This window comes from Providencia lanzhouensis (genome assembly GCF_050469745.1).
Lineage (GTDB): Bacteria > Pseudomonadota > Gammaproteobacteria > Enterobacterales > Enterobacteriaceae > Providencia > Providencia lanzhouensis.
Genome location: NZ_CP174123.1, coordinates 3,205,005 through 3,230,008 on the forward strand (window position 1 = coordinate 3,205,005; position 25,004 = coordinate 3,230,008).

Genomic DNA, 25,004 nt, shown 5'->3' on the forward strand with positions numbered 1-25,004 from the left:
TTAATGTCCATTAAACGTAATAACCCAAAACCACGCTTAGCAGACAGCGTTGAATATGCTGGATTAGTTTACTTATCTGGACAAGTGCCTACAGATTTAACCGGAGATATTACCGCTCAAACCCAAGATATATTAAACAAAATTGACACATTATTAGCTGCTAGCAATAGCGATAAAACCCGTATTTTATCAGCTCAAGTGTGGGTAAAAGACATGAAGCGTGATTTTGCTGACTTTAATACCGTTTGGGAAAATTGGATGCCAGCTGAATTTAGCCCTGCTCGTGCCGCTGTTGAAGCGAATATGGCTCGAGATCAAGTACTCGTTGAAATCATGGTGACCGCAGCACAACGCTAATTTTAATTTACTCTATGGCATTCAAAAGACTAAATTTATTCTCTTGAATGCCTTTTTTATGCCTTTTATCATCTTTTTTATCCAATTTCCCTCTTAATAACTCTTTTTATTATCACTTCTAATAAAAAAAATGCTCTCCTCTTGGTTATTCCATCTACTATTATCTATATATATTGAAATAATTGTTTGAAAAATAAAAATAAAACCAATGATTATCGGTTAGTTTTATACCAACGTGGAGAAATTACATGATCCAAACCGTCATTGAGCATGTTTTATCCAGATTACAGTCTCTCGGCATTAATGATATTTTTGGTGTTGCAGGTGATTATGCCTTTCCTATTAATGATGCCGTCTGCGCCTCCCCAAATTTACGTTGGATAGGAAACTGTAATGAATTAAATGCCGCCTATGCTGCAGATGGCTATGCCCGTTTAAAAGGCGCCGCAGCGCTTGCCACTACTTTCGCCGTTGGAGAGCTCAGTGCATTAAATGGCATTGCAGGGGCTTATGCAGAAAGATTACCTATTTTTCATTTAGTCGGTATGCCGGCCAGCCATATCCAAGAAAATCAGGCTATTATGCACCACACTTTAGGCGATGGTGATTTCGAGGTATTTTACAAAGTCGCTCAATCCTTTTCGTGTGCTCACGCGATTTTGACACCAGAAAACTGTGTCAGTGAAATGACCCGTTTAATAACTCAAGCTTTTGCGCAAAGACGCCCAGTTTATATTGGCATTCCGGCTGATCAAGCAATAAAACGCATCGTTGTACAGAACATCAGACCGCTCACATTACCCAGTAGTCGTCCTGATAACTTAAAAAAAGTCATCAGTTTGATAGTCAATAAACTCAGCCACAGCGAATCTCCATGCGCCTTACTGGGTTCACTCATATCACGGTTTGATTTAGTCAAAGAAGCAGAAGCATTTATTAAAGTCACTCAATTACCTTATGCCACCATGTTTATGGATAAAGGCGTTTTAAATGAAACCCACTCACAATATATAGGCATGTACAGTGGGCATTTAATGAATCCTACCATTGCTGAGTTTATTGATAGCTGCGATTGTATTATAAATATTGGCGCAGTAATGAGTGATGTGAATACAGGGTTTTTCACCGCAGATCTTCACGCCAATAATATGATCCATATAATGGATAATTATGTGGTTATAGATTCAACGGTCTATTCTGATGTCTATATCTATGAGCTACTTTCTGAGCTAAAAGATATCCTGACATTTATTCCGAGTAACTCAATAAAAGTTCACGGCTTAGGCGAACCAACCAGCAATGATAACGGAAAAATAACTAGTCATTACTTATACCCGCGATTTGAAAAATTCATTAAGCAAAATGACATCGTGATAGCGGATACTGGGACATTTTCCATGGGGCTAGGCTTTGCACTTCTTCCTAAAGAAGTTTCTTTTCAAACTCAATCCCTATGGGCGTCGATTGGTTGGGCAACCCCTGCGGCACTAGGAGCAGCACTTGCCGCACCTCACCGGCGAGTGATCTTGGCTACCGGCGAAGGCTCCCATCAATTGACAGCGCAAGAAATTAGTTTATTTGCCCGCTGGGGGCTGAAACCACTGATTTTTGTTCTCAATAATGATGGTTATTTAATTGAGCGCCTTTTCTGCCATGAACCCGAGACCTATTACAACGATGTCCACCCCTGGAACTATGCCCAGCTTCCCGCTGCTCTTGGATGCAAAAATTGGTATTGCCAGAAAGTTACCACTTGCGATGAACTCAACCGAGTTCTCAATACACTCGAAAGAATAGATACTGCGGCTTATATTGAAATCATCACGGATAGATATGAAGCCTCAGATTTACTGCGAGCAATGGGAAAAATGATCAAGGCTGAGATACCAAAACATCTAAAATAATGACGCTTAGCCCCCTAGGCTACGGAGGCTCACAATCATAAACGGAGAGATCCTCAGCGTCGCCTCCTGCGGATCCACCAAACTCCAACAATCACCAATACAATAATAGCTAGCCAAGAGAAATGCGGGTGAAATGGGAGCGCAAAGATAAGAGAGCTAACAAAGTAACCGATAGAAACAATCAAGCATCCCCAAATGGCGCCGCCAAGGATATTTAATGCAAAAAATCTGAGTGGATTTACCTTGCTGGCACCAATAATAATCGGTCCAACAGTTCTCATTCCATACGCAAAGCGGATCCCAATAATAATCCAATTTTCATGGCGTTGTATTAACTGCTGAACCCGTACAATCTTACTCTGATGTTTTTGAAATTTAGGCAATACCCGAGCACCAGCATAACGCCCGACAAAAAAAAGCACATTGTCACTGACGACACCACCAAGCGCGGCAAATAACATCGTCAAAGGATAAGAGAGTAATTGATTATGTGCGGCCACTCCCGATAGAAAAGCAGCCGTTTCCCCTTCGAGCATCGCGCCAAGAAATACGGCCCAATAGCCATATTCCATTAACCACTGAGTTAATACTTCAGACATAAGACCGAGATCCCTTCCTGAACAGCTGATAATGGATATCTTTAGCTAAAATCTTAACACAGATAAAATTAAATTTTTGCTTGTATTCTTGGTCATTCAATAAGGTGGGAGCCTTACGGCTAAAACGAATGGCACATAAAAAAACTGCACTTAACGACAACTTAAGTGCAGGGGATCACGACGCATAAAATATAAATATAGACTATTTATTGTATAAGCTAGCATTGATTGAAATATCGTTACCTTCACCTTCAGAGTTCACTGAGGTAATAATAAAGTATTTTGCGCCCGCTTCATCCGCTTTTTGTGAAACCGCATTAACATAATCCGTTGTGGTCGCTGCATTCATTACGATATTAATATTGCCAACTAATTTCATTTCCATGGACTGAACATAATTAATCTCAGTTGCACTCATCGCAAATGGACTTAAAAACATCAAAGAAACCAATGCAATTTTTAATTTATTCATCAACATCACCTTTTATTAAAATAACGCCTTCATTTAATTACATTCTTTTTTAGAGAATGAAATTATGAGCATCGTTAAAAGAATATTAATTTCCTGATAATATAAGACTATATTTACCTATTAAAATAAAGAATGTAGCGATGAATATCAAATTTAATATCGTGTGAAACTTAGCATAAATTGCTTTTATTTATGCGATTTCTGACGTTTTAAATCAGTACTAAAAATATGTCCCAGTCTGATGCTAAAACGAATATAACGATGCCACTGACTTACCTAATTTTTTGGCCAGATCAGAAGAGGCATACCTATCCATGACTATCTCAATATAGGCTGCTGAATCCGCGACTTCCGCTTGTTTAATGACAGCATCTAACTCATCGCAAGTGGTGACTTTTTGACAATACCAATCAGTGCAACCTAATGCAGCTGGCAATTGTGCATAATTCCACTGCGGTAAGTCGTTATAGTATGCTTCAGGCTCTTTACATAATAATCGCTCAATTAAATAACCATCATTATTGAGTACAAAAACAATCGGCTTTAATCCAAAACGTGCAAACTGACTAATTTCTTGCGCTGTTAATTGGTGTGAACCTTCCCCCGTCACTAAGATCACGCGCTTATTGGGTGCTGCTATTGCTGCACCAAATGCCGCTGGCGTTGCCCAACCAATTGAACCCCATAATGTTTGGTTATGAAACTGAGCATCTTTAGGCAGTAAAGCAAAACCTAAACCCATTGATGCAGTTCCTGTTTCGGCCATCACAATATCCTGTTCCTTGAACATTTTCTCTAAACGCGGATACAGATATTGTGCGGTAATTTGACCATTATCGCCTTGTCGAGGCTCACCCAATCCTTGAGCTGCAATACCTTGATGTTTTAACGAAGGTGCTAATGTTTGCAATTTATCCAATACCTCTTTCATCATCACATTTGGGTAAACCGCAGAACCTACTTTCACCTGATCCGCTAAAATATTAATACGTTGCTCAGTAGAGATAGATGCCGTAAAACTGCCGGAGTTAAAGTCAGTTAATACCGCGCCAATGCCTAAAATACAGTCGCAACTTTCAACAAACTCCCCAACTTGAGCATTCATTAATTTGCCATTATAGATTCCCATATACGTCGGGTTAGATTCACTCACAATACTTTTATCCATAAACATCGTGGCATACGGCAGGCCTGTCTTATCAATAATTGCCTGCACATCATCCGAATACCCTAAGCGCGCTGTCAGAATCCCCGGAATAATACAGGCTTTTTGGCTGGCATTAAGTTTATCTAAAATGGCATTCACTGCTGCATTGAGTGACTGCATATCACTTTTCTGTGGCTCAATTTTTTTATGTTTTCCATTGTCAATGACAGGCATCACTGCGTAATCAGATGGGAATCCCATATAGACAGGACGACGCTCTTTTAGGGCTGTTGCAATTAATCGCTCGGTTTCATCAATGCAATTTTCTGGCGTCAATATCGCATGGGCGCAGCTCAAATGTTGGCTCATTTGATAAAACACATCAAAATCACCGTTGCCTAAAGTGTGGTGAACAAGGCGATGATTTTTCTGGACGCCACTCGCAGGCATGCCCACTAGATGAAAGACGGGCAAATGCTCAGCATAAGACCCCGCAAGACCATTCAATGCGCTGAGTTCACCCACACCAAAGGTTGTCGAAAGTGCGGCAACACCTTTGATTCTTGCATAACCATCTGCGGCATAAGCGGCATTTAACTCATTACAATTACCAATCCAACGCAATGAGTCACTTTCACAAACCGCATCTTCAATAGGAAAAGCGTAGTCCCCCGCAACCCCAAAAATTTCGTTGATACCCAGCGCTTGCAAACGTTCAAGAACATATTCGATAACAGTTTTCATAATATCATTCCCAATAATAATTTATGCTGATTGTTCAGCCTTGTATTATTACTAGTCCTAATATTGCATTAGCGGAAATTATTTATAATCATTATTGCTATAACAAAATGTAATAGAGGTCACGATGGATATTCGAGGGTTACGCTATTTTGTCGAAGTGGTACAAGAAAATAACTTTAGCCGAGCGGCGGATAAATTATGCGTCACCCAGCCTGCAATCAGCCGCAGCATTCAAAAGTTAGAGCAAGAACTTGAAGTAACCTTACTGATCCGAGAAACCGATGGCGTCAAACTAACCGATGATGGTGAGATTTTATTCCGTCATGCGCAGCAAATTTTGGCGCAGTTCGACACTCTTAATAACGCACTAAAAGACAAATCGGGTCCACTCACTGGAGTTTTGAAAGTTGGTTTACCACCTGTAATCGCCTCAACCTATTTTGCCGATATCATCATGGCATTTAGTCAGAAATATCCTCAGGTTGAGTTGCAGATCATCGAATTAAGTTCAAACCATATGATGAATGCCATGCTCAAAGGAGATGTAGAAACGGCAGCGGTAATGTCACCATTTGATGAGCAACGATTTAATTTATACCGCTTTGCTACCGACCGATTGATGCTATTAGCGAGCGATAAACATCCATTAGCCACCCAAAATAGCGTTAAATTTGCAGAACTTCTGAATGAGCCTTTTATCTTTTTTCAAGATAGCTTCCGAATTAATGAATTAGTTGTGAGTGCTTGCGGGATCTATGGCAAAAAACCGATTATTGCAGGACGTAGTGGGCATTTAGATCTCGTGATGGCGATGGTGCGCGCAGGTGTCGGTATTACCTTACTCCCTGAAAGTATGTGGAAAAAGAACCATATTGAGGGGCTTTCCATTATTCCAATCACAGAGCCTATTCTTGCCTATGAGCTAGCACTGGCAACATTAAAAGAGTCCCATCAAAGCCGCCGAGCAATAGCATGGAATGAGTTAGCGTTAAAAATGCTGAATACACGCCCATAATTATGAACTATTACAATGGATTATAACTGACAGACACCGACTTGATAGATACCTTTAAGTTAGACAAGCTCGTTTTAGGAAGACATATTGAGAATAACGCGACATGTAGAAATTGAAAGAAAAATGCGAGATTTTATCGGTGCCGGTTAAATAACCGACACCAGAGAAATTAACACCAGCGTTCTGCCGCCCATTCGGCCTGCTGTTGCGCGTCGTGGAATGTCCAGGCCACGAAGCGACTGATTTTTTGCCCTTGCGCCATTTCAATGGTGCGAACTTCGGCCGCACCCACTTGCTTCAACGCGTGATAAATCGAAGGCAACGTCGCGCTTTTAGAAATCAACGAGGTGAACCACAGGCAGTTTTGCGCCAGGCTCACGCTCTCCTCTACCATTTTACGTACAAAGGCTTCTTCACCGCCTTCACACCATAGCTCTTTATTTTTTCCACCAAAGTTCTGTACTGGCGTGCCGGCCTCCTCGCCTTTACCCAGCTTTTGCAGTTTGCGGCGGGTACTGGCTTGCGCTTCCTGTTCAGAGCTATGGAACGGAGGATTACACATTGTGGCATCAAATTTCTCCGCCACGCCGATGATGCCGTTCAAAATAAATTCAGGTTGTTTTTGCAAACGCAGACGCACGCCGTTTCTCAGCGTCGGATTCATCTGCACGATCATTTTGGCCGCATTGAGTGATACTGGTTCAACCTCCGAACCGGTAAAACGCCAGCCGTATTCACGCAGACCAATGATCGGATAAATACAGTTGGCGCCAACACCCACATCAAGGATAGCCACGCCTTTACCGCGCGGGATCTCACCGCCGTTGCTGGTCGCCAGCAGGTCAGCCAGATGGTGTAAATAATCGGCACGCCCGGGGATCGGTGGACACAGATAACCGGCGGGAATGTCCCAATGTTCGATGCCATAAAAATGTTGCAGCAACGCACGGTTAAGCATTTTAACCGCCGTAGGATCGGCAAAATCTACCGAGGTGTCACCCCAAGCGTTCGGTTTGACGAACGGCTCCAGTGCCGGGCAACTGGCGATCAGTGCTGGGAAATCATAGCGCGAGCGATGACGGTTACGCGGGTGTAAGCCGCTTTTCTGCTGCGGGAAGGTTTTCTTTTTTTCCACCGTGACGGGCTCTCTTAAAGGTATTTCTGACGCGTACGATACCATATACCCTAGAGCTTTCAAGTTGCAGCTAACAGCTTGGATGAAACCATATTAAGCCTGCATTAAAAGAATCCCATCCAAGTCGTCGGGCTACGACATGGATCGAGTTAGCGTTGGAAATATTGGATACACGCTCATCATTATGAACCATAATAATGGGTTATAACATTCATCATGAGTTCAATTAAGTTTCGCCCACCTGTAATGCGATTAACATTTCTAGGGATGACAAGCCCACAGAAGAATCTTTTTTAAAGAGGAGCCTTTTCATAATAGCCTCTCAAATTTAAAGGAAAGTGAGTGCCATGAAGTTCTCATTTTATTAGAATTTAATTCAACATCCCGTTTTATACATTTAGTTAAAATTAATTCAATCGATTAATTAATTCATCAACGTATGAGAAGAAACCTTCGAAGTCTCAAAAAAAAACACTTATTTGAAATTAAATTAATTTAATTTATTCCTCATGAAAAAATTTAAATACAATCTAGTTTAATTAATCGCAGCAATAAACACCTCATGTCAATTCAATTAAATATTTATTAACTTCAGAGTTGACATTCAATGTGAAAGTCACATATAACTAATATTCAATTAACGCACCCCCCCATTTCAATCAACATACTGATATATATATGATCTTCATTAATAGAAATAATAAATTCCCTTTTGACTTTAGTTTTGATGTATCAAAAGTACAGATTAACATTGATTCTTTAATAAATATTTCCTTTGATAAACTAAATGCTTTGGTTGATTGTTTGAACCAATATGGATTTACCATTGTTGACTTTGGTGAAAATAAAATTCAACTAGACGAATTCCTACATCTTAAATTTTTATTTGGTAATCCAAAATCACACCCTAGAGCAGATTCTAATGGCGTTGTTCCTATAAATTCATTTAATCCGTTAAAAGGGCATCTTGATTCTACAAATTCAGAACATCTGCTACACACAGATGGTTCTTTTTCATCATCTCCTGGGAATATTCTAGCTCTTCAATGTAATATCGCATCTAAAGTTGGCGGCTTATCGATTATTGCTAGTGCGCAGGCTGCTTACATACATATAAAAGAAAAATTTCCAGATACATATCATTTGGTTCATTCTAAAGATGCGATTGAAATTAAAAGAAATTCACAAAAAACATTAGCACCGATTTATGATCTACATAACGGTAGATCTAAAATTAGATTCCGATTTCCAGATGGTGCAGCAGAGATAACACCAAGCGAGGAAGTGGCACCTATATATAAAGAATTATGTGAATTTTTTAAAAATAATAATAATGTAGTGACATTCCAGCTTCATAACAATCAAATGTTAATTGCTGACAATGGTTCTATTGTCCACGGAAGAACTAAATATCCAGAATCTGAACTAAGGGACCTAAGAAGGCTTAATTTGGATGGTAATGGAATGTTGAATGGAAAAGTTCAATACGGAATAAAATTAGATTAAATAATAAGAGATGAATTATGGAAAATATTATAAAAATAGTTATTACCGGATCAGCTGGTAAAATCGGGTCAAGTATTGCATTTAGAATAGCTGCTGGAGAATTATATGGCTCGGAACAAAAAATAGATTTACATCTTTTAGAAACATCAAAAGGAATGGAAGCTTTAAAAGGTATTGTAATTGAATTAGAAGATTCAGCTTTCCCATTACTAAACAAAATCGTGGCGACGGATGTAAATGATATAGCATTTACTGATGCAGATATAGCACTATTAATAGGCTCGCCCCCTAGAAAAAAAGGAATGGAAAGAGGAGACTTACTTGAAGAAAATGCAGCCATCTTTAGGGAGCAAGGAAAATCTATAAATAAGTGTGCCAAAAAATCAGTGAAAGTTGTCGTTGTAGGAAATCCAGCGAATACTAATGCTTTCATTACCTATAATAATGCAAAAGGTATAAATCCAAAACAATTTACAGCTCTTATGCGTCTCGACCATAATAGAGCGGTATCTCAATTAGCACTAAAAACTAATTCAAGAATTGAAGACATTAATGGTGTAATTGTTTGGGGGAATCATTCTTCAACCCAATATCCTGATCTAAGATTTGCTACTATAAAAGATCAGTTAGCATATTCGATTTTAGATAATAACTGGGTAAAACATACCTATATTAAAAAGTGGCTAATCGTGGTGCTGAAATTCTAGAAACCAGACCTTATTCAGCTGTGCATGGTGCTGTCTCCGCCACTTTAGATCATATGCGTGATTGGATATTCGGTTCGAATGGGAGATGGCGAACTATGGCCGTTATTTCCAACGGTGAATATGGTGTTCCTGCTGGATTAATATTTGGAATGCCTGTGGTTTGTCATAATGGTGACTATCAAATAGTTGATAATATTATCATTGACTCGTTTAGTAAGAATAAAATTGAAGAGTCAATTCAAGAGCTGCAATCAGAAAATTTTCGAGTATCAAATTATTTATAAAGATAAGGTAAAATCAAATGAAATATTCAGTAAAAGCCATATTAATGAGAAGTGGTGTTGCTAGAGGTATTTTTTTTAATGAAAGCGATTTACCTCAAAGCACTGAAGAAAGAAATTCATTTTTTCTATCAGCTTTTTCCTCCCCATTAGACTGCCAAAATGATGGAATAGGGGGAGGTAGCCTTACATCGAATAGGATTGCCATTATAAAAAAATCAAATAATAATGCAGATATTGATTTTACTTTTGCACAAGTGCTACCCAATGAAAATAAAGTTGATTACTCATCAAATTGTGGAAATATGTTAGCTGCTGCAGGGCCATATGCAATAGAGGCTAAAATCATAGTTCCAAAAATAAATAATGATAAAATTAAATTAAAGATTTACAATAAAAATACAGGTTCATCTGTTAATTCAACATTCTGCATTGAGAATGGAACAGTTAAATATGCCGGCGATACTTTATTAGATGGTATTCAACGTAAATATTCACCTATAGAATTAGACTTTGGAAATGCTATTGGATTAGCTACCGGAAAGGTATTCCCAACAGGTTCAAAAATAGACACAATCTGCGGGATAGATACTACATGCATTGATGCCGCAATGCCGATTATTATAATACGCTCAATAGATTTAGGCCTTACTGGCCTAGAATCAAAGCAAGAAATAGATGATAACATAGATTTAAAAAGCAAACTTTTGAAAATACGCCTTCAAGCAGGGATATTAATGGGATTTGATAACGTCAAAGATATGGCTATACCAAAAATTTGTATTTTTACACATCCAAGCGATGGTGGTACCGTTGCTGCCAGATATATTGATCCTATATTCTGTCATCCACAGTTTGGAATCACAGCAGGACTAGCTTTGGCTACTGCTGCTAAAATACCAGGAACTAATATAAATGAATATCTTAAACCAGATAATAATATTGAGAAATTTATAATAGAACACCCAAGTGGTACCCTGCCATTAACACTAAATATAAAAATTGATAATGATGCTATATTTCTAAATAAAGCAGCAAACATCACAACAGCAAAGAAGATATTTAATGGTATTTTATATGCTGAATAGTATTTCATCAGTATTACCACCAGAACTTAGCATTTGGATTATATTCTCTATCATTTTAGTTATTGCGTTATCTTCATTCATTCATGGCTTAATAGGTGTTGGGTTCCCTTTAATATCCACCCCTTTAATCGCTGCTTTGACTGATATAAAAACTGCTGTGATTATAACTATAGTGCCAAATATAATTTTGAATTTGATAATTATTTTCCGAAAGAGTGATTGGAGGAAAACAATAAATAAATTCATCTTCATTGCGACTTGTGTTACCGCTGGCACTATGTTGGGCAGTAAAATTTTGATTCATTCAAGTGAAATATTTTTAAAAGGGATACTTGTTTTCATGTTGGTAATGGCAGTGTTGACAACCAATAAAAAATTTTTTCAATTAAAGCAATATAACTTATCAGGTAAACTTTCACAGTTTCTATTTGGATTTACCGCTGGAATAATGGGTGGGGCAGTAAATATATCCGTTCCTTTTTTAACAATATACTTTACTAATACCGAGTACTCTCCAGCTGTAATGTCTCAAGCATTTAATGTGTGCTTTATATTTAGTAAGATCAGCCAAGCATTTATCCTTGGAATCGATGGAAATTTTGGGTTGTTAGAGATACTGATTGGTATATTCTTAAGCTTGGTAGCAATAAAATCACAAAAACCAGGACTAAAATTACAGGATCGTATTAGCAAAGAGGTTTATAAAAAATATTTAAATATTTTTACTATTTTAATAACACTCTTTGTCTCCATTGATTTTATATATTCAGTCGTTAATCTGTGAACTAGATTTTTGCATTAGCATTATGAAATGAGTTTTTAATCTTCATGGTCCTAGCCCTTTATAAGGGGCCAGGGCCATGCCACTAAAATAGAAAAGTGACTTCTTTAGTACTGTGTAACCTGTAATAGAGAGGAATTTATCATGGAATATTCATAGCCAAAGTCTATGTAAGCTGCATATTTTATTGTCCTCCCCCACCACTCAATAACATTTTGAGGTAAATTCCCCGTTATTAGCAGTACAAGTTTTCCCTTAACTGGGCTACTATGAGGGTCGCAAACGCCCTTTCAACTTTCCGCGAATTCACCCTAACAACAAGATAAAATAGCGTTTACGCCGAAAGTCAAAAGCCCATAAATACATCAAATATTCAACAAGTTAAAAACATGACAGAAAACCAAAGTTTCGAATCCCATACGCCGATGATGCAGCAGTACTTAAAACTCAAAGCACAACATCCCGATATTTTGCTGTTTTATCGTATGGGGGATTTTTACGAACTGTTCTTTGATGATGCTAAAAAAGCCTCTCAGTTACTGGATATCTCTCTCACCAAGCGTGGTCAATCTGCAGGTCAACCTATCCCGATGGCGGGCGTTCCTCACCATGCAGCCGAAAACTATTTAGCGCGATTGGTACAGATGGGAGAATCTGTCGCCATTTGTGAGCAAATTGGTGATCCTGCCACCAGCAAAGGTCCTGTTGAGCGCCAAGTGGTGCGCATTGTGACACCGGGTACCATCACCGATGAAGCCTTACTTAATGAACGCCAAGACAACTTACTGGCAGCCGTATGGCAAGAGTCTCAAGGGTATGGCTTTGCGACCTTAGATATCGCATCCGGTCGTTTTATCATCAGTGAAATTGATGATGAAGAGTCATTAAAAGCCGAGCTTCAGCGTACCCGTCCAGCAGAATTACTTTATCCTGAAGATTTCGCTAGCATGTCATTGATTGAACTTAATAAAGGCTTACGCCGTCGCCCATTATGGGAATATGAATTAGACACTGCAAAACAGCAATTAAACCTGCAATTTGGTACCAAAGACTTAATCGGATTTGGCGTCGAAAATGCGCATAAAGCCTTACGGGCTGCCGGTTGTTTGCTGCAATATGTGAAAGATACTCAGCGAACTGCACTGCCGCACATTCGTAGCATTATCATGGAAAAACAACAAGATAATGTGATTTTAGATGCCGCAACTCGCCGAAATTTAGAGCTAACCCAAAACCTTGCGGGGGGAACCGAAAATACCCTTGCCGCGATTTTGGACAAGTGTGTCACCCCAATGGGGAGCCGTATGCTAAAACGCTGGCTTCATACCCCATTGCGTAACCTCACTGTGTTGAATAACCGCCAGCAAGCCATTGGCGCACTGCAACAATACGACTTTGAGTTACAGCCGTTCCTTCGCCAAATTGGTGATTTAGAACGCGTGCTCGCTCGCCTCGCATTACGCTCAGCGCGTCCTCGTGACTTAACGCGTATGCGCCATGCATTCCAGCAATATCATGATATTCACCAAATTCTGGCGCAATCCGATTGCGACTACCTCGGTGCGTTAACGCAACGTATTGGTCAATTCGATGAGCTTCAAAGCTTGCTCGAAAAAGCAATTGTTGATGCCCCTCCGGTTTTAGTTCGTGATGGCGGTGTCATTGCCCCAGGTTACAACGGCGAACTCGATGAATGGCGAGCGCTGGCAGACGGTGCAACAGATTACCTCGACCGTTTAGAAATTCGTGAGCGTGAAAAACTGGGTATTGATACCCTAAAAGTGGGCTATAACGCGGTACACGGTTACTACATTCAAGTAAGTCGTGGACAAAGCCACCTCACGCCAATTCATTATGTTCGTCGCCAAACGCTGAAAAACGCGGAGCGCTACATTATCCCTGAATTGAAAGAGTATGAAGATAAAGTCCTGACATCAAAAGGCAAAGCGCTAGCTATCGAAAAAGCCTTGTATGATGAACTGTTTGATATGCTGCTGCCACATTTAGCCGCGTTACAAACCAGTGCCGAAGCGCTGGCTGAGTTGGATGTCCTTTCCACCCTCGCAGAGCGTGCAGACACCCTTGGTTACGCCTGTCCTCAATTAACAGATAAACCTGGAATTCAAATTACTGAAGGTCGTCATCCGGTTGTCGAGCAAGTGCTTAGTGAGCCTTTTATTTCTAACCCGCTATCCCTTTCTCCCCAACGCCGCTTGCTGATCATTACTGGTCCCAATATGGGCGGTAAAAGTACCTATATGCGCCAGACTGCACTGATCACCTTACTGGCTTATATCGGCAGTTTTGTGCCAGCCAGTAAAGCCGTTATTGGGCCAATTGACCGTATTTTCACACGCGTCGGAGCCTCTGATGACCTCGCATCTGGGCGTTCAACCTTTATGGTAGAGATGACCGAAACGGCGAATATTCTGCACAATGCCACTGAACACAGCTTAGTATTGATGGATGAGATTGGTCGCGGTACATCTACCTATGATGGGCTTTCTTTAGCGTGGGCATGTGCTGAAAACTTAGTTAATCGCATCAAAGCAATGACCTTATTTGCAACTCACTATTTTGAATTAACCACCTTACCGGAAAAGCTGGAAGGTGCGGTCAATATTCACCTCGATGCGATTGAACACGGTGATACCATCGCCTTTATGCATAATGTGCAAGATGGCGCGGCAAGTAAGAGTTATGGTTTAGCCGTGGCTTCACTGGCTGGCGTTCCAAAAGAAGTGATCAAACGCGCGAAGCAAAAACTCAAAGAACTGGAAGTTATCTCCAATAATGCCAATGCGAGTCATGTAGATAGCGCTCAGCTGAGCTTCTTAGGGAGTGTGGAAGAGGAACCATCTCCAGTATTAGCCGCTTTAGAGGAAATCGACCCTGACAAGCTAACGCCACGCCAAGCCCTTGATTGGCTATATCGTTTAAAGGAAATGGATAAGTAGCATGGATGAGTACGCTGAATTATTAGCGCCAATTAAGCAATTTTTGCAGTGTGAAACTCCCGATGCGTGGATCCACAAAGCCAGTCAGCCTGAAAATTTACCGACGATTTTGAAGGATCATCTGCTGTGTGAATTAAAAGCGGCGCAAAGTGCCATGTTTTTAATTCGCAAATATGCAGTGGATAAAGAAAGTGCGGCGATTTTATTAGAGTGGTTCAAACCCTATGAAGCCTTTGCATATGATCGCATTGGTGATGTTCACACATTGAAGAATAAGAACCAAATTTCAAAACAGATCCTAGCAAAAAAACAGTCTCCGTATAGCCAAGATTTGATAGATAAAATGGTGTTGTTAATCAAAGAGGAATTGCACCATTTTTACCAAGTGCTAGAAATTATGCATCAGCGAGACATTGCGTATGATGGCATCACCGCAGGGCGTTACGCAAAAGGGTTATTCAACCATTTAGATCCTCATGATCCGAAAACCTTGGTGGATAAGCTTATTATTGGAGCTTACATTGAAGCGCGATCTTGCGAGCGGTTTGCCAAATTAGCGCCGCACTTGGATGAACAACTTGCCAATTTTTATACCTCATTACTACGTTCAGAAGCGCGCCATTATCAGGATTACCTACAACTTGCCCAGTTGATTAGTAAAACAGATATTACTGAGCGTGTACGTTTTTATGGAGAAGTTGAAGCGCAGTTGATTTCAACGCCAGATGATAATTTTAAATTCCATAGCGGCGTACCGATTGATTAACTCCACCGACTAAAAAGAAAAGCCTCTGTTATCAATGACAACAGAGGCTTCATGTGTTTTAACACGGCAGATTACATATTGAATAACGCTTCCAGCGTTAAATCTTCGCCTTGTAAAATATCTTTTAGACGTCTTAAACCTTCAACCTGAATTTGACGAACTCTTTCACGAGTGAGCCCAATTTCGCGCCCAACCTCTTCCAGAGTTTCCGCTTCATATCCCAACAAACCAAAACGACGCGCTAAGACTTCACGTTGCTTAGGATTGAGTTCATATAACCACTTAACGATATTCTCTTTTAAGTTGTTATCTTGGATAGTGTTTTCAGGCCCTGAATCATTATCATCCGATAATACTTCCAGCAATGACTTCTCAGAATCCCCTGCGATAGGCGTATCAACCGATGTAATGCGCTCATTTAAACGTAGCATTCGGCTGACATCTTCAACAGGTTTATCTAATTGTTCAGCTATCTCTTCAGGACTTGGCTCGTGATCGAGCTTTTGAGCAAGTTCACGGGCTGTACGAAGGTAAATATTGAGTTCTTTGACGATATGAATCGGTAGACGGATTGTTCGGGTTTGATTCATGATGGCACGTTCAATCGTTTGACGGATCCACCAAGTCGCATATGTTGAAAAACGGAAGCCTTTTTCAGGATCAAACTTTTCAACTGCACGAATCAACCCAAGATTTCCTTCTTCGATCAGATCGAGTAAGGCAAGACCTCGGTTGTTATAACGGCGAGATATTTTTACCACTAAGCGAAGGTTGCTTTCTATCATGCGCTGACGCGATGCCACATCCCCCCGAAGGGCTCTGCGGGCATAGAAAACTTCTTCCTCTGCGGTGAGGAGTGGAGAGAATCCAATTTCACTGAGATAAATTTGGGTTGCATCCAAAACACGTTGACTCGCGCTTTGGAGTAACTCCGTGTCTTCATCCAGTTCTGAAACTAGATCCTCTTCTTTGAATTGACTCTCATCAAATGCTTCATCCATCGCATTTTCATCGAGGTCATTATACAACTCGTTAACTTTCAGCGAACTTTGGCTCATCAGTGACTCCGACCCAAGATAATGAGGACGGAATGTGTCACTCCGCCCAGTTTATCGCTGCGGTAAATAACGCAACGGGTTTACTGATTTTCCCTTATAACGAATTTCAAAATGCAAACGAACAGAACTTGTTCCGGTGCTACCCATAGTGGCTATCTTCTGACCTTCAGCAACATCCTGTTGGTCACGCACAAGTAACGTATCGTTATGTGCGTAGGCACTTAAGTAGTCATCGTTATGTTTTATTATTATGAGATTTCCATATCCGCGCAGTGCATTGCCAGCATAGACGACTTTACCAGGAGCAGCTGCAATAACAGATTGACCGCGAGAACCAGCAATATCAACACCTTTGTTTCCACCTTGCGCATCAGAGAAGCCTTCAATCATCTTCCCATCAGCAGGCCAACGCCATTTAATTGACGAATTGTTGGTGCTACTTCCTGTTGTTGCTGTTGCAGTCGTAGTGGTTGGGCTCGCTGTTGTCGTTGAAACCGTTGAGGCTGGTTTCTTGTTATTCGGCAACATCTTACCTGAATTCTGCCCGCTACTATTTTCAGGATACCCATTAGTTGGTTGAATATCAACCGGGCGCTGTTGACTATTTGACGCCGTTTGTGTGATCGAGCTCACATTTGCATTACCAATATTTATCACCTGACCTACATCCAAGCTGTATGGTTCAGAAATATTGTTTTTCGATGCTAACTCACGGAAATCATTACCCGTTATATAGGCGATATAAAACAGAGTATCGCCGCGCTGAACGGTGTAGGTGTTGCCGTTATAACTGCCTTTAGAAATGCGGCCGTAGTCTCGATTATAAACAATACGTCCATCGCTGCTGGTTGAAACAGGTCTAGAAGTATTATTTCCCATCGAACTATTAGACGACAAATTAGGTCTGTCTGAAGGCATCGCCGTACTCATTCCAGTATTGGACGGAGGATTAGGCACCGTTCTTGGTGCAGATTGTTGGCTAGATGAACCTCCATCATTCACACTCGAAATCGGTGCTGCGGGATGATAAGGCGTTGAGCATCCTGCTAATAAAGCACCGCTAAATGAAAAGATAACCGCCCATCGAATTCTGTTTATTGGGCTAACAATTTTCATATTTCTTCTCCCGTGAAGAAAAATCTGACCTGATACTAAAGGGTTAGAATGCAATTAATGCTTATTGAATATTAGTATCTTAAAATATTTCGCTTATTAAAGCAGAAATATAAAATAATGGACAAGTTAAATGTATCAAAAGTATAACAAATTGAGATTATCACTTAACAGTTTGAGCGAAATAACCCATTAATTCCAAATAACTTAAAGGGCTATTAGCTCAAATCACCGGCAACAAGAGGGACAAAACGTACTTTTTCAATCACATTGGTGTGATAGTCATTACCGCGACGGGTAATTAATTTCAGAGCCTGATCTTTGTCACCGACAGGGAGCACTAGGCGCCCTCCATCTTTTAACTGCTTAAGTAACAATGACGGAATTTCGCTAGGTGCGGCAGTGACAATGATCCCATCAAAAGGACCTTTTGATTGCCAGCCTTCCCAGCCATCACCGTGGCGAGTAGAAATATTGTGTAAATCTAACAACTTGAAGCGACGTTTTGCCGTCCACTGCAAGCTTTTGACTCTTTCGACTGAATACACATGCTCACAAAGATGAGCCAAAACCGCCGTCTGATACCCAGATCCCGTGCCAATTTCCAGCACATGGTCCGTCGGTTTAACCGCCAATAAGGCGGTCATTTTTGCCACAATATACGGCTGTGAAATGGTCTGCCCATGACCAATTGGTAATGGGATATTATCGTAGGCTTGATGAGAGAGCGCTTCGTCAACAAACCGTTCGCGAGGAACTAGCGCGAGCGCGTCTAATAGGCGCTCATCGTGAATTCCCTGTTGGCGCAACTGTGCCAGCAGTTCTTTCATGAGCCCGATTTTCATTTTGCCTTCACTCCTGACTTATCTAGCCACTCTTCTAATACTGACTGAGTTTTATAAGACGTTAAATCCACTTGCAATGGCGTTATTGAAACATAGCCATTTTGTACGGCTTCAAAATCCGTGCCCGGACCTGCATCACGAATTTCCCCAACCGGTCCTAACCAATAAAGCATATTACCGCGAGGATCTTCCAAATTATAAACTTCAGATGCCGCATGACGGCTGCCACAGCGGGTAACTTTAATCCCTTTTAACTCATCATAAGGAATATCTGGCACATTGATATTCAAGATATTTCCCGCACGTAATGGATTTTTTTGCAGCATAGTGAGGATATCGCACGTTACCTTGGCCGCCGTTTCATAATGCACATCGCCATCCAATGAAACCGCAATAGAAGGCAAACCTAAGTGACGCCCTTCTGTCGCCGCTGCAACGGTACCAGAATAAATCACATCGTCCCCAAGATTTGGACCACAGTTAATTCCAGAGACCACAATATCAGGGCGAGGACGCACAACTTTATTCACCCCAATATACACGCAATCCGTCGGTGTACCTTCTTGAACAGCAAGGTCACCATTACTTAATGTTTGGATTTTTAATGGTCTATCCAACGTTAGTGCGTTTGAAGCACCACTACGGTTGCGATCGGGTGCAATCACCTGCACATGATAATGTTGGCGTAATGCCGCCGCCAAAGTTTGAATCCCCGGCGCAGTCACCCCATCATCGTTACTCAATAATATATTCAGCATCCACACAATCCTGATTAATAATTTCGCGTACTACACTCGTGGCAAAACTGCCTGAATTTAGGAAAAAACACAGCTTCACGGTTGACGAGTCTAGCCACTGCCATTGCAGATTTTGCGGCTTAACCAGTACAGCCCGTCTCGCTGGAGACACTCGCTCACTTTTCATTAGTGCCATAAATGGCTGATAATCTTGTAGACAGTGAGTCTCGAAAGCAAGGGCATCATCTTGGGTGCCTAAATCACCATCCCCAGGAAGCGGCGCTGTCACACTTAGCTCAGCAGATTGTAAACGAACTTGCAGAGAGTCTAACTCTTCTGCTGTCGCCACAAACCAGCTACCACGCCCGGTTAATTGCAGTGCATCCCCTAACATTGCGTGTTGCTGTGTCTGATTTGCAATTCGCGCACTGGCGATATCATTAAACATAGCACTTCGCGCGGCAGAGAGATAAAAACTGCGTTTATTTCGTTCACGTACTGTAATTTCTTGATTTGCCCAGCGGCGAGCTTGAACCAAGTTTTGCCCATCCCGACCAAAACGTTGTTCGCCAAAATAGTTCGGAACACCTAAATCAGCCACTTTTTGTAGGCGTTGTTCTACATCATCGGTGTCCGTAATATCCCGCAATGTCACTTCGAATTGATTCCCTTTTAGGGAACCAATACGTAATTTGCGTTTCTGACGAGTGACCGCTAATACACGGCACCCTTCAAGCTGCCAAGCAGAAAAATCGGGCGTGTCTTTACCCGGCATTTGCAGACAGAACCACTGCTCTGTCACCGCATGTCTATCTTTTAATCCCGCGTAACTGACTGCTCTGGCTGAGATTTTAGCAAATTTTGCCAGTTGCTCCGCAACAAATAATGTATTGCAGCCTGTTTTTTCGACGCGAACCATAACGTGCTCGCCTTCGCCATCAAGCTCAAAACCTAAATCTTCTTTCACCACGAAATCTTCAGGAATACTTTTTAGTGTCCCTGAAGAGAGGGGTTTACCATGCAGGTACTGAACATTCATAACTTTCATTACTATTATCTTTGATAAGTAAAACCACAGCGGCGCAAGCAATCCCTTCTTTTCGCCCCACAAAACCCAATTGTTCTGTGGTGGTTGCTTTCACATTGACGTCGTCCATGTGGCATTCGAGATCTTCGGCAATATTCACGCGCATTTGTGGGATATGCGGCAACATTTTGGGCGCTTGTGCCATGATAGTGACGTCGATATTGCCAATCAAATAACCTTTTTTACGTACTTGGCAAAAGGCTTCTCTGAGTAATACTCGGCTATCTGCGCCTTTATATGCCGGGTCAGTATCTGGGAATAATTTTCCGATATCCCCGAGTGCCGCAGCACCTAAAATGGCGTCTGTCAGCGCGTGTAAAACCACATCACCATCCGAATGTGCGATAAGACCTTGTTCGTAAGGAATGCGAACGCCACCAATAACGATAGGGCCTTCACCACCAAACTTATGCACATCAAAACCGTGTCCGATTCTCATTTTTTTTCCTTATGATTTCATTCTTGAAAGATAAAATTCCGCTAGCGCCAAGTCCTCTGGTCGCGTCACCTTAAGGTTATCAGCTCGCCCTGATACTAATATCGGTTGATAACCGCAATGCTCAAGTGCGGAAGCCTCATCCGTGATTACTGCATTTTCTTTCAATGCTTTATCTAAACAGTCACGTAGTAATACTAATGGGAAAAACTGCGGTGTTAAGGCATGCCAGAGCGCTTCTCGCTCAACAGTATGGGAAATACTTTGCGTTCCCTCCACGCCCCGTTTCATCGTATCCCGAACCGGAGCCGCCAGTATCCCCCCACAACAATCATTCTGAGTGGCTAACTGAACGATAGTATTTAAATCATCTAAATGCAGACACGGACGCGCCGCATCATGCACCAATACCCAAGCATCATCATACTCAGGTTGCGAAACCAGATAGTTTAATCCTGATAATACTGAATTTGCACGCTCTTTCCCCCCGATAACCGTGACAACGCGAGGATCTTTGGCAATATCGAGGTGATGGAAATAATCATCTTCAGCGCTTAATGCAACCACGATTTTTTGTACGTCTCCACTGCGCAATAAGGCATCAATGGTGTGTTCAATAATGGTTTTCCCTGCGATCGACAAATATTGCTTTGGGCAATCTGCATTCATACGACTGCCCACTCCGGCAGCGGGGATCAACGCAACAATCGGTGCTGCGCTGGATGTTCTTGGATTTATCATGATTCGAATCTTACATCAGAAATTATCAGGCTCTTGGGTGTGGTCGACCCTACACGATGATTATTGAGATGACGGTGGATTATTACGCTCTTTGACCATTCGATAGAATGATTCCCCAGGTTTTAACATACCTAGCTCGCTACGTGCGCGTTCTTCAATTGCATCCTGACCATCATTCAAGTCATTGATTTCTGCAAATAGCTGCTCATTACGCTGTTTTAAACGCGTATTCACAATTTCCTGCGCAGCAACATCATCCTTGACTTTGACATAGTCATGGATGCCATTTTTGCCTAACCATAAGGAATATTGTAACCAAGCTAATATCGCAATTAATAGTAGCGTTAATTTACCCATCTTGCCCCCTGAAATGATTTGCTAATCATCCCATAACTAAGCGCATGACGCTACTGCGATGCAAATATTGTCTAAAAAAGTCAGAATTGTTCGCGCTAGAAGAGATTAAATATCACCCAATTCCCTATAAATGTAGAAAAGGATGATATTTATGTAAAATCAATTTGCTATAGAAATGATATTTCGCTGTTGCAGCAGTTGAATCACCTGCGCTAAAGAATCATGAATAGGACGCAGGCCATCAAGGTGCAGTTCTGGATTTTGTGGTGGTTGATAAGGCGAATCAATCCCCGTGAAATGAGATATTTTCCCTGCTCGCGCTTGCTGATATAACCCTTTGGGATCTCGCTTTTCACAAACTTCAATGGGCGTATCCACATACAACTCATAGAACTGATCAGGTTCAAACAATTCGCGAACTCGCTGTCTATCTTCTTGATAGGGAGAAATAAACGCCGTCGCCACAATCAGCCCCGCATCCACCATTAACTTTGCAACTTCGCCAATTCGTCGAATATTTTCCTGCCGATCCCCATCACCAAATCCAAGGTCACGACATAATCCATGGCGAACATTATCTCCATCTAGAAGATAGGTTTTGATCCCCAAATTCGCCAATTGTGTCTCTATCGCCCCCGCCAACGTGGACTTTCCTGATCCCGATAAGCCCGTCAACCACAGCACTGCGCCTTTGTGACCATTGTGCTGCTCTCGCCATTGCCGAGTCACATTATGGGAATGCCAAACAATATTCTCCGACCGACCATTTTCCAATGTATCCATAACGTTACTTCCCACCTAACACATCGCGGGCACCCCAATGAGGGAAGTGGCGGCGGATCAGTTGGTTAAGCTCAATTTCGAATTGGCTAAATTCACCACGGTGTACCGTTTCTTCTGGCTGCGCTTCTCGAACTAGCCCTGCCCCCACCGTCACGTTTGTTAGCCTATCAATCAAAATCATCCCACCGGTATCCCCATTATTTTGGTAATTTTCCAGTAGTAACGGTTCATCGAATGAAAACTCCACCAAACCGATGCCGTTCAATGGCAGTTCAGTGGCCACTTTCTGAGTTAAGTTATTCACATCCACTTGATACTGAATGTTTTCAACTTTGCCTCGGCTTCGCTTGCCTGCCACTTTAATATCCACTTGTTGACCTTGCACCAGCGGCTGTTCTGACATCCACACCACATCCACTAATGCATGCTGACTCGCAAGCAGCTCCTCATTTTCAGCGACAATTAAATCGCCGCGGCTGATATCAATTTCATCGTTCAGTACTAGCGTAATCGCCTCACCCGCAATGGCTGAAGGCGGGTTGCCGGAAAATGTCACAATCTCTTTGATGGTTGAAACGCTTCCCGAAGGCAGCACTTTCACTCGTTGCCCTACCTGAACAACCCCCGATGACACCGTGCCACTGTAGCCACGAAAATCTAAGTTTGGGCGATTCACATATTGCACAGGGAAGCGCAATGGCTGTTCAGCGACCGTCTGAGTGACTTGCACCGTTTCCAGCAACGACAATAACGTTTCCCCTTGATACCATGGCAAATTCTCGCTTGGCGATACGATGTTATCCCCATCCAGTGCAGAAATCGGCACAAACCAGACGTTTAAATCCACCGGAAGTTGCTGCGCAAATTGCTGATAATCTTGCTGGATTTTATCAAACACGGACTGACTATAATCCACCAGATCCATCTTATTCACCGCGACGATCAAATGGCGGATCCCCAATAACGTACTAATAAAACTGTGGCGTCGCGTTTGCTCTTGAATGCCTTTTCGAGCATCGATCAACAGAATAGAGAGTGAGCACGTTGATGCGCCTGTCGCCATATTGCGGGTATATTGTTCATGTCCGGGGGTATCCGCGATGATAAACTTGCGTTTTTCCGTCGAAAAATAGCGATATGCCACATCGATGGTGATCCCCTGTTCGCGTTCAGCCGCTAATCCATCCACCAGCAATGCCAGATCCAATTTCTCGCCTTGAGTCCCTATCCGCTTACTGTCGCTTTGTAAAACTGACAATTGATCTTGGTAGATTTGTTGAGTGTCATGCAGCAAGCGTCCAATCAAGGTACTTTTCCCATCATCCACATTGCCACAGGTAAGAAATCGCAATAATCCCTTATGTTGCTGAGCCAGCAAGTAAGCTTCTACGCCACCTTGCTGTTGAATTTGATGCGCCATTGCGTCGTTATACGCTAATTCAGCCATGATGTTGCTCTCCTCACCGATTGATTAAAAATAGCCTTGGCGCTTTTTCAGCTCCATAGAGGCGGATTGGTCACTATCAATCAAACGCCCTTGGCGTTCACTGGTGGTGGATAGCAACATCTCTTCGATAATTTCAGGTAGTGTGCTGGCATTCGACGGCACAGCCCCCGTCAATGGCCAGCAGCCTAATGTCCGAAAACGTACTTTTTTCTTGGCGATGACCTCTCCCGCTTTTAGCTCTATACGCCCATCATCCACCATGATTAAGGTGCCATCACGCTCAATCACAGGACGTTCATCCGCAAAATAGAGTGGGACAATATCGATGTTTTCTAAGTAGATATATTGCCAAATATCCAGCTCAGTCCAATTGGATAATGGGAAGACGCGGATACTTTCCCCTTTATTAATTTGCCCGTTGTAATTGTGCCAAAGCTCCGGTCTTTGGTTTTTCGGATCCCAGCGATGCGAGCGATCACGGAATGAATAAATTCGTTCTTTTGCGCGTGATTTTTCTTCATCACGCCTAGCACCACCGAACGCGGCATCAAAGCCATATTTATCTAGCGCCTGCTTTAAACCCTCGGTTTTCATGATATCTGTATGCTTAGCGCTACCATGAACAAACGGATTGATACCGAGACGCTCCCCTTCAGGATTTCGGTGAATCAATAATTCAAAACCGTATTTTTTCGCCGTCTCATCACGGAACTGGTACATTTCACGAAATTTCCATCCGGTATCCACATGCAGCAAAGGGAAAGGGATAGTCCCAGGGTAAAATGCTTTTCGAGCCAAATGCAGCATCACGGATGAGTCTTTACCAATGGAATAGAGCATCACAGGGTTAGCAAATTCCGCCGCCACTTCACGAATAATATGAATACTTTCCGCTTCTAATTGCTGTAAGTGGGTTAATTTTTTTTCGTTCACGATTTACT

Annotated in this window: 25 protein-coding genes; 10 read left to right on the forward strand and 15 right to left on the reverse strand. The window is 41.9% G+C overall.

Going from position 1 to position 25,004, the window contains the following annotated elements:
• Positions 1 to 3: 3 nt before the first annotated feature.
• Both ACIH2S_RS15070 and ACIH2S_RS15075 read left to right on the forward strand, forming a co-directional pair.
• Positions 4 to 357 carry a RidA family protein gene (locus ACIH2S_RS15070; RefSeq protein WP_430247666.1) on the forward strand — a complete coding sequence of 118 codons (354 nt, stop codon included), beginning with the start codon at positions 4 to 6 and terminating at the stop codon, positions 355 to 357.
• A 248-nt stretch (positions 358 to 605) separates the two neighbouring features.
• Positions 606 to 2,261: an alpha-keto acid decarboxylase family protein gene (locus ACIH2S_RS15075; protein ID WP_430247668.1), complete on the forward strand. Its 1,656-nt coding sequence runs from the start codon at positions 606 to 608 to the stop codon at positions 2,259 to 2,261.
• A gap of 53 nt (positions 2,262 to 2,314) precedes the next feature.
• Here ACIH2S_RS15075 and ACIH2S_RS15080 read toward each other — a convergent pair whose 3' ends face one another.
• The 3 genes from ACIH2S_RS15080 to ACIH2S_RS15090 form a co-directional block, all read right to left on the reverse strand.
• Positions 2,315 to 2,860 carry a DedA family protein gene (locus ACIH2S_RS15080; RefSeq protein WP_036955717.1) on the reverse strand — a complete coding sequence of 182 codons (546 nt, stop codon included), beginning with the start codon at positions 2,858 to 2,860 and terminating at the stop codon, positions 2,315 to 2,317.
• 202 nt (positions 2,861 to 3,062) lie between these two features.
• Positions 3,063 to 3,332 (reverse strand): DUF1471 domain-containing protein, encoded by a 270-nt coding sequence (locus ACIH2S_RS15085; RefSeq protein WP_108478370.1) that lies wholly within the window; start codon positions 3,330 to 3,332, stop codon positions 3,063 to 3,065.
• A gap of 244 nt (positions 3,333 to 3,576) precedes the next feature.
• On the reverse strand, positions 3,577 to 5,223 hold the full coding sequence (locus ACIH2S_RS15090; protein WP_154639519.1) for an alpha-keto acid decarboxylase family protein: 1,647 nt from the start codon (positions 5,221 to 5,223) through the stop codon (positions 3,577 to 3,579).
• A gap of 124 nt (positions 5,224 to 5,347) precedes the next feature.
• Here ACIH2S_RS15090 and ACIH2S_RS15095 point away from each other — a divergent pair, with 124 nt between their 5' ends.
• Positions 5,348 to 6,238: a LysR family transcriptional regulator gene (locus ACIH2S_RS15095; RefSeq protein ID WP_036955726.1), complete on the forward strand. Its 891-nt coding sequence runs from the start codon at positions 5,348 to 5,350 to the stop codon at positions 6,236 to 6,238.
• A 169-nt stretch (positions 6,239 to 6,407) separates the two neighbouring features.
• On the opposite strand, the gene rlmF is transcribed toward ACIH2S_RS15095, so the two are convergent.
• On the reverse strand, positions 6,408 to 7,373 hold the full coding sequence (gene rlmF / locus ACIH2S_RS15100; RefSeq protein WP_321146793.1) for a 23S rRNA (adenine(1618)-N(6))-methyltransferase RlmF: 966 nt from the start codon (positions 7,371 to 7,373) through the stop codon (positions 6,408 to 6,410).
• Between the two features lie 678 nt (positions 7,374 to 8,051).
• On the opposite strand from rlmF, the gene ACIH2S_RS15105 reads away from it, so the two are divergent.
• From ACIH2S_RS15105 to miaE, 7 genes are all read left to right on the forward strand, one after another.
• Positions 8,052 to 8,879, forward strand: a complete 828-nt coding sequence (locus ACIH2S_RS15105; RefSeq protein WP_349487974.1) for a TauD/TfdA family dioxygenase — start codon at positions 8,052 to 8,054, stop codon at positions 8,877 to 8,879.
• Positions 8,880 to 8,896: 17 nt separating this feature from the next.
• Positions 8,897 to 9,586, forward strand: a complete 690-nt coding sequence (locus ACIH2S_RS15110; RefSeq protein WP_430247669.1) for a malate dehydrogenase — start codon at positions 8,897 to 8,899, stop codon at positions 9,584 to 9,586.
• A gap of 20 nt (positions 9,587 to 9,606) precedes the next feature.
• Positions 9,607 to 9,870: a hypothetical protein gene (locus ACIH2S_RS15115; protein ID WP_430248584.1), complete on the forward strand. Its 264-nt coding sequence runs from the start codon at positions 9,607 to 9,609 to the stop codon at positions 9,868 to 9,870.
• A 17-nt stretch (positions 9,871 to 9,887) separates the two neighbouring features.
• Positions 9,888 to 10,955, forward strand: coding sequence for a PrpF domain-containing protein (locus tag ACIH2S_RS15120; RefSeq protein ID WP_430247670.1), 1,068 nt, complete (start codon positions 9,888 to 9,890; stop codon positions 10,953 to 10,955).
• A complete protein-coding gene (locus ACIH2S_RS15125; RefSeq protein WP_349487977.1) occupies positions 10,945 to 11,739 on the forward strand; it encodes a sulfite exporter TauE/SafE family protein in 795 nt (264 codons plus the stop codon). The genes ACIH2S_RS15120 and ACIH2S_RS15125 overlap by 11 nt, the downstream gene beginning before the upstream one ends.
• 386 nt (positions 11,740 to 12,125) lie before the next feature.
• Complete coding sequence (gene mutS / locus ACIH2S_RS15130; protein WP_154610008.1) at positions 12,126 to 14,693, forward strand: DNA mismatch repair protein MutS; 2,568 nt, start codon at positions 12,126 to 12,128, stop codon at positions 14,691 to 14,693.
• A 1-nt stretch (position 14,694) separates the two neighbouring features.
• Positions 14,695 to 15,459 (forward strand): tRNA isopentenyl-2-thiomethyl-A-37 hydroxylase MiaE, encoded by a 765-nt coding sequence (gene miaE / locus ACIH2S_RS15135; RefSeq protein WP_430247672.1) that lies wholly within the window; start codon positions 14,695 to 14,697, stop codon positions 15,457 to 15,459.
• 71 nt (positions 15,460 to 15,530) lie between these two features.
• Here miaE and rpoS read toward each other — a convergent pair whose 3' ends face one another.
• The 11 genes from rpoS to cysD form a co-directional block, all read right to left on the reverse strand.
• Positions 15,531 to 16,517, reverse strand: coding sequence for an RNA polymerase sigma factor RpoS (rpoS, locus tag ACIH2S_RS15140; protein ID WP_108478377.1), 987 nt, complete (start codon positions 16,515 to 16,517; stop codon positions 15,531 to 15,533).
• Between the two features lie 51 nt (positions 16,518 to 16,568).
• Positions 16,569 to 17,633, reverse strand: a complete 1,065-nt coding sequence (gene nlpD / locus ACIH2S_RS15145; protein ID WP_154638859.1) for a murein hydrolase activator NlpD — start codon at positions 17,631 to 17,633, stop codon at positions 16,569 to 16,571.
• Positions 17,634 to 17,848: 215 nt separating this feature from the next.
• Complete coding sequence (locus tag ACIH2S_RS15150) at positions 17,849 to 18,475, reverse strand: protein-L-isoaspartate(D-aspartate) O-methyltransferase (protein WP_036955749.1); 627 nt, start codon at positions 18,473 to 18,475, stop codon at positions 17,849 to 17,851.
• Positions 18,472 to 19,233 carry a 5'/3'-nucleotidase SurE gene (surE, locus tag ACIH2S_RS15155; RefSeq protein WP_036955752.1) on the reverse strand — a complete coding sequence of 254 codons (762 nt, stop codon included), beginning with the start codon at positions 19,231 to 19,233 and terminating at the stop codon, positions 18,472 to 18,474. The genes ACIH2S_RS15150 and surE overlap by 4 nt, the downstream gene beginning before the upstream one ends.
• On the reverse strand, positions 19,211 to 20,260 hold the full coding sequence (truD, locus tag ACIH2S_RS15160; RefSeq protein ID WP_036955755.1) for a tRNA pseudouridine(13) synthase TruD: 1,050 nt from the start codon (positions 20,258 to 20,260) through the stop codon (positions 19,211 to 19,213). Before truD ends, surE begins: the two co-directional genes overlap by 23 nt.
• Positions 20,226 to 20,738 (reverse strand): 2-C-methyl-D-erythritol 2,4-cyclodiphosphate synthase, encoded by a 513-nt coding sequence (gene ispF / locus ACIH2S_RS15165; RefSeq protein WP_108478380.1) that lies wholly within the window; start codon positions 20,736 to 20,738, stop codon positions 20,226 to 20,228. The genes truD and ispF overlap by 35 nt, the downstream gene beginning before the upstream one ends.
• 9 nt (positions 20,739 to 20,747) lie before the next feature.
• The gene (gene ispD, locus ACIH2S_RS15170) at positions 20,748 to 21,476 is read right to left on the reverse strand and encodes a 2-C-methyl-D-erythritol 4-phosphate cytidylyltransferase (RefSeq protein ID WP_036955761.1); all 729 of its coding nucleotides are present in this window, start codon (positions 21,474 to 21,476) and stop codon (positions 20,748 to 20,750) included.
• A gap of 60 nt (positions 21,477 to 21,536) precedes the next feature.
• Complete coding sequence (gene ftsB / locus ACIH2S_RS15175; RefSeq protein WP_036955764.1) at positions 21,537 to 21,833, reverse strand: cell division protein FtsB; 297 nt, start codon at positions 21,831 to 21,833, stop codon at positions 21,537 to 21,539.
• A gap of 159 nt (positions 21,834 to 21,992) precedes the next feature.
• Positions 21,993 to 22,616 carry an adenylyl-sulfate kinase gene (cysC, locus tag ACIH2S_RS15180; protein ID WP_108478381.1) on the reverse strand — a complete coding sequence of 208 codons (624 nt, stop codon included), beginning with the start codon at positions 22,614 to 22,616 and terminating at the stop codon, positions 21,993 to 21,995.
• A gap of 4 nt (positions 22,617 to 22,620) precedes the next feature.
• The gene (cysN, locus tag ACIH2S_RS15185) at positions 22,621 to 24,063 is read right to left on the reverse strand and encodes a sulfate adenylyltransferase subunit CysN (RefSeq protein ID WP_108478382.1); all 1,443 of its coding nucleotides are present in this window, start codon (positions 24,061 to 24,063) and stop codon (positions 22,621 to 22,623) included.
• A 24-nt stretch (positions 24,064 to 24,087) separates the two neighbouring features.
• A complete protein-coding gene (gene cysD, locus ACIH2S_RS15190; RefSeq protein ID WP_036955774.1) occupies positions 24,088 to 24,996 on the reverse strand; it encodes a sulfate adenylyltransferase subunit CysD in 909 nt (302 codons plus the stop codon).
• Between the last annotated feature and the right edge of the window lie 8 nt (positions 24,997 to 25,004).

Excerpts from the sequence above, each read along its gene's own strand:
- ACIH2S_RS15085 (WP_108478370.1), bottom strand. The coding sequence starts at position 3,332 with ATGAATAAATTAAAAATTGCATTGGTTTCTTTGATGTTTTTAAGTCCA.
- nlpD (WP_154638859.1), bottom strand. The coding sequence starts at position 17,633 with ATGAAAATTGTTAGCCCAATAAACAGAATTCGATGGGCGGTTATCTTT.
- ACIH2S_RS15120 (WP_430247670.1), top strand. The coding sequence starts at position 9,888 with ATGAAATATTCAGTAAAAGCCATATTAATGAGAAGTGGTGTTGCTAGA.
- cysC (WP_108478381.1), bottom strand. The coding sequence starts at position 22,616 with ATGGATACATTGGAAAATGGTCGGTCGGAGAATATTGTTTGGCATTCC.
- ispF (WP_108478380.1), bottom strand. The coding sequence starts at position 20,738 with ATGAGAATCGGACACGGTTTTGATGTGCATAAGTTTGGTGGTGAAGGC.
- miaE (WP_430247672.1), top strand. The coding sequence starts at position 14,695 with ATGGATGAGTACGCTGAATTATTAGCGCCAATTAAGCAATTTTTGCAG.
- ACIH2S_RS15105 (WP_349487974.1), top strand. The coding sequence starts at position 8,052 with ATGATCTTCATTAATAGAAATAATAAATTCCCTTTTGACTTTAGTTTT.
- ftsB (WP_036955764.1), bottom strand. The coding sequence starts at position 21,833 with ATGGGTAAATTAACGCTACTATTAATTGCGATATTAGCTTGGTTACAA.
- mutS (WP_154610008.1), top strand. The coding sequence starts at position 12,126 with ATGACAGAAAACCAAAGTTTCGAATCCCATACGCCGATGATGCAGCAG.
- surE (WP_036955752.1), bottom strand. The coding sequence starts at position 19,233 with ATGCTGAATATATTATTGAGTAACGATGATGGGGTGACTGCGCCGGGG.
- rpoS (WP_108478377.1), bottom strand. The coding sequence starts at position 16,517 with ATGAGCCAAAGTTCGCTGAAAGTTAACGAGTTGTATAATGACCTCGAT.
- ACIH2S_RS15080 (WP_036955717.1), bottom strand. The coding sequence starts at position 2,860 with ATGTCTGAAGTATTAACTCAGTGGTTAATGGAATATGGCTATTGGGCC.
- ACIH2S_RS15110 (WP_430247669.1), top strand. The coding sequence starts at position 8,897 with ATGGAAAATATTATAAAAATAGTTATTACCGGATCAGCTGGTAAAATC.
- truD (WP_036955755.1), bottom strand. The coding sequence starts at position 20,260 with ATGAAAGTTATGAATGTTCAGTACCTGCATGGTAAACCCCTCTCTTCA.
- ACIH2S_RS15075 (WP_430247668.1), top strand. The coding sequence starts at position 606 with ATGATCCAAACCGTCATTGAGCATGTTTTATCCAGATTACAGTCTCTC.
- ACIH2S_RS15095 (WP_036955726.1), top strand. The coding sequence starts at position 5,348 with ATGGATATTCGAGGGTTACGCTATTTTGTCGAAGTGGTACAAGAAAAT.
- ACIH2S_RS15125 (WP_349487977.1), top strand. The coding sequence starts at position 10,945 with ATGCTGAATAGTATTTCATCAGTATTACCACCAGAACTTAGCATTTGG.
- ACIH2S_RS15090 (WP_154639519.1), bottom strand. The coding sequence starts at position 5,223 with ATGAAAACTGTTATCGAATATGTTCTTGAACGTTTGCAAGCGCTGGGT.
- ACIH2S_RS15070 (WP_430247666.1), top strand. The coding sequence starts at position 4 with ATGTCCATTAAACGTAATAACCCAAAACCACGCTTAGCAGACAGCGTT.
- ACIH2S_RS15150 (WP_036955749.1), bottom strand. The coding sequence starts at position 18,475 with ATGAAAATCGGGCTCATGAAAGAACTGCTGGCACAGTTGCGCCAACAG.
- ispD (WP_036955761.1), bottom strand. The coding sequence starts at position 21,476 with ATGATAAATCCAAGAACATCCAGCGCAGCACCGATTGTTGCGTTGATC.
- cysN (WP_108478382.1), bottom strand. The coding sequence starts at position 24,063 with ATGGCTGAATTAGCGTATAACGACGCAATGGCGCATCAAATTCAACAG.